Here is a 1,836-nt window from a genome sequence, read left to right on the forward strand (position 1 = left end):
TTAGTGCATTATCTCTTTTCGAATATGCATTTCATATCCCATGTAAATTTACCACATATTTCACTGGGACTTACAAATTGCTCTTCAATAATAATTATATCTTATTTTTGTAAAAAATATACAATTCCAAACCTTTTCAAAAATACATGGCCAGAATGTCAGTGCTTTACATGTTTTTAAGAATTATAGTCGGTTGTAACATGAAATTCATATTATTATAATTTATTAAACATGAATATAAATATAGTATGTTAGGTAATAATGAGACATTCTTCTCTATTTACCTATAACTATATTTTTACTAATTTATTATGATATCGATGTTGATTTAAAGCGTTTTGTACAAAATAAACAAATGGATTTTTTAGGAATACAAACTCAATAAATCGTTCCATTTTCTTAATTCACAAAATATTCAAAATTGAAATCTCCAAATGTTAATATTTGTTATATAATGAAATTGTCACATCAGTCATTAAGTAGTTTCCCTATTGTGTCTGTTAAGATAGTTTGTGTTACCTTTTTTGTCACCTTACCTTAAAAAGAACTTGTAGTGATTCCTACAAGTTCTTTTTGTTTTTGGGGTTAAATGTGGATTTGAAATAAAGTTACGATTTTTTGAGGGGGAAAAGTAAATGTTTGTAAAGACAGAACGATTATTGATACGAAAATTTGAGTTCAAAGATTGGCAAGCTGTCCATGAGTATACATCAGATATCAATGTTATGAAATACATACCCGAAGGGGTTTTCACTGAAGAAGATACAAGAAACTTTGTGAATGAAAACATTGGTGAAAATGCTAAGAACTTTCCTGTGGTATTAATAGATGACAATATCCTAATTGGTCATATTGTTTTTCATAAATATTTTGGTGAACATACTTATGAGATTGGTTGGGTGTTCAATCCTAAATATTTCAATAAAGGATATGCTTCCGAAGCAGCACAAGCTACATTGAAATATGGGTTTAAGGAAATGAAATTACATAGAATTATAGCTACATGTCAGCCACAGAATACCCCATCATATCGAGTGATGGAGAAGATTGGAATGAGAAGAGAAGGCTATTTCAGGAAGTGTATACCACATGGTAATGAATGGTGGGATGAATATTATTACTCTATTTTAGAAGAAGAATAGTGTCTCAGAACGCATCATTTAAATCAGAATCTCTTGGCTTATAAAATCGTTAAAATGTGGGCGGTACGCCATGCCCATTAAGCTAAACTTATATAATTTTAATTTCATGTGAGATTTTTTCTTTATTGATAAAAGAAAAATTACAGTCTTCAAATCAATTTCAAGAATTAATTCCATATTTTAAACAAGTTGAAAAATACTTTTTAAGAAAGTGAGCTGTTTCATAAAAGCATTACAAAACAAAAAGGAATCCATAACGGGTTCCTTTTTCTACGCGTTTCAAAAGGTACACCTTTTGGAACTATCAAAAGCACATGAAATATACGTTCCAAAACCTCAAAAATGCATTTTTGAAACGTCTCTAAAAAACAGACACCTTTTGGAACTGTTTTGCTATAATATGTATTATAAAACATCAAGAGAAGGAGATTCTGATACCTTGAATAACAGAAAATTCGGATACATACGTGTAAGTAGCAAAGATCAAAACGAAGGTAGACAACTAGAAGCAATGAAACAAGTTGGTATTGACGAAAGAGATATTTTCATTGATAAACAATCTGGTAAAGATTTTAATCGTCAAAAATATCAACTTGTAAAAATGATGTTACGGGAAGGAGATATTTTATATGTACAATCATTAGATCGTTTTGGGAGAAACAAAGAAGCGATTTTAAATGAATGGAAGGATATT

The 1,836-nt window shown here is 29.5% G+C and carries 2 protein-coding genes; both read left to right on the forward strand.

From position 1 onward, the window contains the following. The first annotated feature begins 635 nt into the window (after positions 1-635). Positions 636-1,142, forward strand: coding sequence for a GNAT family N-acetyltransferase (locus tag BPMYX0001_RS25345; protein WP_006097033.1), 507 nt, complete (start codon positions 636-638; stop codon positions 1,140-1,142). Between the two features lie 439 nt (positions 1,143-1,581). Beyond that, a partial coding sequence (locus tag BPMYX0001_RS25350; RefSeq protein WP_033799766.1) for a recombinase family protein occupies positions 1,582-1,836 on the forward strand: 255 nt, incomplete at its 3' end.

This window comes from Bacillus pseudomycoides DSM 12442, from assembly GCF_000161455.1.
GTDB lineage: Bacteria > Bacillota > Bacilli > Bacillales > Bacillaceae_G > Bacillus_A > Bacillus_A pseudomycoides.

What these genes read in the sequence shown, in the direction of transcription:
- BPMYX0001_RS25345 (WP_006097033.1), top strand. Translation starts at nt 636, where the DNA reads ATGTTTGTAAAGACAGAACGATTATTGATACGAAAATTTGAGTTCAAA.